This window comes from Nocardia sp. NPDC060220, assembly GCF_042727815.1.
In the GTDB taxonomy this organism is placed as follows: Bacteria; Actinomycetota; Actinomycetes; order Mycobacteriales; family Mycobacteriaceae; genus Nocardia.
In genome coordinates, this window is record NZ_JBHWZY010000425.1 from 1 (window position 1) to 5,887 (window position 5,887).

Sequence of the window (5,887 nt, forward strand, 5' to 3'; positions counted from 1 at the left end):
GCTTCCTGAATGTAGAGCGAGAGCAGGATGTAGGTGCCCGCCATGGCGGCCATCAGCAGGACGAATGTGAGGTAGGCGCCGGCCCGAACCGGATCGGCGAGCAGGCGCAACGGCATGATCGGGTGATCGGCGCGCCGTTCGACGCAGACGAATGCCGCGATGAGCACGATGCCGACAACGGTCGGTATCACGGTGGCGGGCTCGGCCCAGCCCTCGGACCCGCGAGTCAGCCCGTAGACGACGCCGACCATGCCGAGCGTGGACAAGATCGCCCCGAGAAGATCGAATGTGCCTGTGTGGCGCTCGGTTTCGGTCAGGTAGCGCAGCGCGAGAACGATGGTGAGCACGCCGATCGGCACATTGATGAAGAACACCAGACGCCAACTCAGGGTGGTGAGGATGCCGCCGAGGATCAGGCCGAGCGTGATACCGAATCCGGTGACCATGGAGAACACCCCGAGCGCACGCGTGCGCTCGGGCCCATCGGCGAAGGTGGCGGCGATCATCGACAGGGCGGCGGGGCTCGCGAAGGCGAAGCCGACGCCTTGCAGCGCACGCGCGGCGATCAGCAAGCTCTCGTCGGGTGCGACGCCGCCGAGAATCGAGGCGGCGACGACAAGGCCGAGTCCCCAGATGAACATCCGGCGCCTGCCGAGAAGGTCGCCGGCCCGGCCGCCCAGAAGCAGCAGGCCACCGTAGGCCAGTGAGTAGGCACTGAACACCCAGGCGAGTGCCGGTCCGGACATGTCGAGTCCGGACCGGATTTCGGGCAGGGCGATATTGACGACATTGCTGTCGACCGCGACCATGAGCTGGCAGGTCACGATAATGCCCAACACGAACGACAGGCGGCGGTTGCGCCTGCCCGCGGTCTGCGCGGTCTCGTCGTGAGCTCGGGTGGCGGGCTGGGTATCTCGGCTGGTCATCGACATCCGTTCGAAGAATTCGGGGGAGAGGTCGAGCTGCTGCGCGGCACTGCGCGTCTGCTCTACGCTTGTAGGCTGAGATCAGCATAGGCACGGCCGCCTATTTCGTCTACAGATGTTGAGCGAGGTTGCGATGACAGGGCAGGAACTCGACGCGGCGTCCGCGCCCGTCAGCCGGGCCGAGCGGCGCAGTCAGACCCGGCAGGTGATCCTGGACGCGGCGCGCGAGCTCTTCGCCGAGCGTGGTTACCTCGAGACCACGATTCGGGCCGTCGCGCAGCGCGCCGACGTCGATCCGGCGCTGGTGATGCAGCATTTCGGCGCCAAGAACGCGCTGTTCGATGCGGTCTCGGGCATTCCGATCACCCTCGACGACGCGTTGGAAGGCCCGCCGGAGGAACTCGGTGAACGCCTGCTTCGGCACGCCTTGGCGGATGTGGACCGCAAGGACGACCGAACGATGCCGGTACTGAGGTCGATGCTCACCCATCCGGAGGCGGCCCACGCCGTGCGCTGCGCGATCGTGAATCCGGAGACGAGTCCGTGGACGCGCGTGATGGTCGGCCCAGATGCTGAACGGCGGTCCGCGCTGATCGGCACGCTGGTGCTCGGCGTGCTGGTCGCGCGTTACATGGTGCACATTCCCGGGGTGTCCGATGCACCGGCGGAGCGGTTGGTCGAGTTGGTCGGACCGTGCCTGCGCCCACTGGTGATGGATGGTGTGCCGCCGGGGCCGAAAGAGCCGTGCACGGCATTGGCGGCGCTGGCCGAAGCGGATGCCGCGCGCCGGGCCGCTGCTGAACGGGTCGACGAGTGCGCCAGGATCGCGCTTGCCGCAGGCGCGTCCTACGGTGATGTGGGTCGGCTGGTCGGGATCAGTCGACAGGCGGCCCGCAAACGGTGGCCGACCGCCCCGGCCGTTGACAACTAAAGTTGTCACTTCGGCGCGACTTCGGCGAGGTAGGTTCAGTCCTCCCTGGCTGACAACGTGAGTTGTCATGGTGGCTGTCCTGGAGGCACTCTGTGCTGGTTGCTCTCCGATGGTGTATCCGAGTCTCACGCACATTGCCGGCCGCCAGGCCCGACTTCTCGGCGTTGTCAGCCCAAACCGTGTTGTGTGCGTGGCGATCCGAAGTGGAGACGACTCGAGACTTGCTCTCTATGGTGGATCGATGGTGTCGGTAAAACAGATCCAGGTCACCTTCGACTGCGCGGAGCCTGAGCGTGTTGCTCGTTTCTGGTCCGAGGTGCTGGGGTACGAGCACAGGGGCTCGGCGTGCGTCGATCCCTCAGGTGTGGGCCCGCGCCTGTATTTCCAGCGCGTGCCCGAGGGGAAGGTCGTGAAGAACAGACTTCACATCGACGTGCGGGTCGGCACCGGGCTCGTGGGTGAGGAGCGCGTCGCCGCACTCGAAGCCGAATGCGCACGGCTGATCCCGCTCGGCGCGGTACGCCTGCGACTACTGCGTGCCGATGGCGTCAATGAGTCGTGTCTGGTGATGCAGGACGTCGAGGGCAACGAGTTCTGTCTCGACTGAGTAGCTGAGACCGCCGCTCCCGGCGACTGACGCCTCTCTTCGAACGTCCGCACCGTAGAGCTACAAACGGCAAACGATGGTATCGATGGCAGGACGTCGACTCCCGCGTCAGGCTGGGGTCACAGGTAGGGAGAGCCATGACCGCGATAGCCAGGTTCGGTGCGATCGCCCTCGACAGCCGGGACACCCGACACCTCGCCCAGTTCTACCGGGCGTTGCTGGATTTCGAAATCCGTTACGAGTCCGACGATTTGGTGGTGCTGCGCGGATCGGGGGTGACGCTGACGATCGAACGAGTGGCGGACCACATACCGCCGGAGTGGCCCGGCAATCGGGTACCCAAGCAGATGCACCTGGATCTGTTCGTGACTGATCTCGATGTCTCCGAGGCTGCGGCGATCGGCTGCGGTGCGGTAAAGGCACAGTTCCAGCCCGCACCGGATCGCTGGCGCGTTCTGCTCGACCCGGCGGGACATCCGTTCTGCCTCACGATGCCGCCCAATCCTGACTAGGCACATCAGCTTGTCCCGCCCGTGTTCTCGCTGATCAGGCCGGGTATCAGTCGGTGCGGAGTCGGGCGTGCAGGTGCATGTCGTGGCGGCCGTCACTGTGGCGGCCGGCGCCACGCAGCGTGCCCTCGAAGGGGAATCCGCATTTGGCTGCGACCCGGCACGATGGCAGATTGTGGACCGAGTGGGTGAGCTCGATCCGGTCGAATCCGACGTCGTGAAAAGCCCAACGGGTCAGCATGTTTGCGGCGCGAGGCGCGATGTGGTGCCCGCGCCGGGCGGGCAGGGTCCAGTAGGCGAGTTCGGTGACGCCCTCGGTGAGGTCCGACTGCCGCAATCCGATGCGTCCGGCGACGTCTCCGTTGCTGGTGACGGCCCATTGACCGTTGCCGCTGGACCAGGCCGAGCGCCATTGGTGCATCCATTGGCGAACCTGCTCGATGGACTCGGCCGTCCGAACATGCCACTGCCGGATCGCGGGGTCTTGGAATGCCGCGTAGACGGTGGGCGCATCGGCGACGGTCCAAGGCCGCAGCGTCAGCCCATCGGCCGCGGTGAGTGTGGGCTGATCGGTGGCGAACGCAGCGGGATCGACCACTGCCGACATCAACTCGGGCATTCCAGCATTGTCCCCGTCGAGTCCGGCGAAGACGGACAGTTGGAACCAGCCAGGCCGAATCAGTTCTGCCGGTGTAACCATGGCGGCCTCGACGTCGCGAATCCGACTTCGGAACTTCTGTATGACACGAGGCCGACGCCGTGCGGCGGAACAGCCCAGCGACCTGTCCTCTGTCGCGCCTTCCGCGAACCAGTGTCAGTTTTGCTCGGCGGGTGTAGCAGTCAGCGGCTGGCAAGTTCCGAGCGGCCAGGTGGGTTGAGCGTGAGTGTTCCACTGTCGGTGTCGAGTTCGGCGAAAGTACCGAGAGGTATCGCGTGCGGATCTGGTCCGTGACCGAATTCCAGGCCTCCGAGGATCGGTTTGCCGAGGGGGACAAGGCGGTCGCGCAGGACGTCGATGAGGTTCCAGCCGCGGTCGGTGTAATCCTCGAACCCGTGGAACCTTCCCAGGGCGAACGCTCGGATACCGTCGAAGGCTCCGGATCGGATCAGCTGGGTGAGTTGGCGGTCGATCTGTCCGAGCCCGATTTGGCGTTGGGCTTCGATGAGGACTATGGAGTCGGTGAGGTCGGGCAGGCCTGCACCGACCATGCCGGCCATGGCGGCCAGCGAACCTCCCATCACGAATCCCTGTGCGCGCCCGGCTGATTCGACCGCGACCGACATCAGTTTCGAGTTGCGCTCGAGCACGTATGGTCGCGGGCTGGTCAATAGATGGTGAACGGTTTCGGTCGATCGGCGGCCTGCGAGGCAGCCATGGACGCCTGGGACGCGGCAGTTCTGCCAGATCGCCAGATGTAGGTAGGTGATGTCGCTGAATCCGACAAGGGGTTTCGGGTCGGCGCGGATAGCGTCGTAGTCGAGTCCGTCGAGGAGACGGTAGGCGCCTGCCCCGCCTCGCGTTGTGATGATCGCTCGAACATCGGGATCGGTGTAGGCGGCGTTGAGGTCTGCGAGTCGGTCGGCGTCTCGCCCTGCCATATAACCGTGCCGGTCCAACGCGTGGTCTCCGACTTCGACCCGAAGACCTCGATCCTGCAGGGTCTGGGTCAGTTGCAGGATCGAGGAAGCTTCGTCGGGGAAACTGGCCGGTGAGACCAGGCGAACAGTGTCACCTGAACGAAGACGCGGCCACGACCGTACGGCGAAATCGTGCGATCGGCTCATAGGCCAGCGACTGTAGCGCCGCGGTCCGTTCCTTCCGGTCAGAAACGCTCGAGATCGTAGAGCTCGGTCCCGGACGAATCGAAAACGGAGGCGTGCTCGGCATCTGTGAACTCGACGCGGTATTTCGCTCGATTGGGGCTCTGCGTCACTATCAGCGTGTACCGACCGTCCGTATCGGGTTTGCTGGAGATCGAGCATGTCATCGGTCCGCCGATGTCGAGCGGTTCGCCGTTGTTGTAGAAGAATCCGTCGCACCGGCCACCATCGGAACCGAAGGTTTTTGTTCCGGTACCGTCGGATGCTGTCCACGTGCCTGCCATGGCCTCTGCGCCACCACCCGGCTGTGGACCGGAGCTCGGATCGCTCATCAACCGGTCGGCGGAGAAGCCGAGCAGCGCAACCGCACCGACGACGACGAACGTCGTGAGGACCGGGTGGCGCTTGGCCTGATGCACGATCTTGCTCTTCACAGTGACCGGGCCGGTGGCGCTGATATCGCCCATCACACCGGCGAAAGTGCCGGAGTTGTTGTACCGCGGCCCGGAACCGGCCGGGGCAGGTGGCGGATTCGGCGGTGCGGTCAGCCGGTCGAGTTCGGCACTGAAGCCGCTGTCGCCGGCGACCGCTACCGAAAGGGACCGTTCGGCGGCGACCTGCGTGGCCGAGGACACCGCACCACGGGTCGCGCGGGCCTCGTTCAGCAACTGCTGGACGGCCGGGTCGCCACCGAGTTTGGCAACCACCGCGTTGCGTACTCGATTCACCGCGAGGTCCAGCGCTTCGTCGGTGAGTCCATTGATGGGTTTCCCGACCCGGTTGGCCTTGCCGACCGCCCAGGCGATCAACATGGCGACGGCAATTTCCACGGTCACTGCGTATTCACCTTTCCCGAAATGCGGATCCGGCCGCGGTGGTCCGCGGCCGGCGGGTTCAGCCCCATGTTCCGGAGTCCCAGTCGACGGCGTCGTCGATCGACTCCGCGCCGTTGCGGCCTGCCTTGCCGCCGGTGTCCTTGCTGAATCCGAAGGTGCCGCAGTAGGAATCCACTTCTCTGCGCACACCGATGGTGTTGGCGGTGGACAGAGTCTGCAGATCATGGTCGGCCAGAAGGTCGTCGAGGGTGTCGTTC

General features: G+C 65.3%; 8 protein-coding genes. 3 read left to right on the forward strand and 5 right to left on the reverse strand.

The window, feature by feature from the left end; genetic code table 11:
- On the reverse strand, positions 1-926 hold a 926-nt coding region (locus ACFWF3_RS21390; RefSeq protein ID WP_379314999.1), incomplete at its 3' end, for an MFS transporter.
- A 133-nt stretch (positions 927-1,059) separates the two neighbouring features.
- On the opposite strand from ACFWF3_RS21390, the gene ACFWF3_RS21395 reads away from it, so the two are divergent.
- The 3 genes from ACFWF3_RS21395 (at position 1,060) to ACFWF3_RS21405 (ending at position 2,976) form a co-directional block, all read left to right on the forward strand.
- Positions 1,060-1,857 (forward strand): TetR/AcrR family transcriptional regulator, encoded by a 798-nt coding sequence (locus ACFWF3_RS21395; protein WP_379315000.1) that lies wholly within the window; start codon positions 1,060-1,062, stop codon positions 1,855-1,857.
- Between the two features lie 241 nt (positions 1,858-2,098).
- Positions 2,099-2,464, forward strand: a complete 366-nt coding sequence (locus tag ACFWF3_RS21400; RefSeq protein WP_378990351.1) for a VOC family protein — start codon at positions 2,099-2,101, stop codon at positions 2,462-2,464.
- Between the two features lie 137 nt (positions 2,465-2,601).
- On the forward strand, positions 2,602-2,976 hold the full coding sequence (locus ACFWF3_RS21405) for a VOC family protein (protein WP_379315001.1): 375 nt from the start codon (positions 2,602-2,604) through the stop codon (positions 2,974-2,976).
- A gap of 46 nt (positions 2,977-3,022) precedes the next feature.
- On the opposite strand, the gene ACFWF3_RS21410 is transcribed toward ACFWF3_RS21405, so the two are convergent.
- From ACFWF3_RS21410 to ACFWF3_RS21425, 4 genes are all read right to left on the reverse strand, one after another.
- On the reverse strand, positions 3,023-3,592 hold the full coding sequence (locus ACFWF3_RS21410) for a GNAT family N-acetyltransferase (protein WP_379315002.1): 570 nt from the start codon (positions 3,590-3,592) through the stop codon (positions 3,023-3,025).
- A gap of 221 nt (positions 3,593-3,813) precedes the next feature.
- On the reverse strand, positions 3,814-4,758 hold the full coding sequence (locus ACFWF3_RS21415; protein WP_379315003.1) for an LD-carboxypeptidase: 945 nt from the start codon (positions 4,756-4,758) through the stop codon (positions 3,814-3,816).
- Between the two features lie 38 nt (positions 4,759-4,796).
- Positions 4,797-5,630: a hypothetical protein gene (locus tag ACFWF3_RS21420; RefSeq protein ID WP_379315004.1), complete on the reverse strand. Its 834-nt coding sequence runs from the start codon at positions 5,628-5,630 to the stop codon at positions 4,797-4,799.
- Positions 5,631-5,688: 58 nt separating this feature from the next.
- Positions 5,689-5,887: hypothetical protein (locus tag ACFWF3_RS21425; RefSeq protein WP_379315005.1), on the reverse strand; the 199-nt coding region annotated here is incomplete at its 5' end.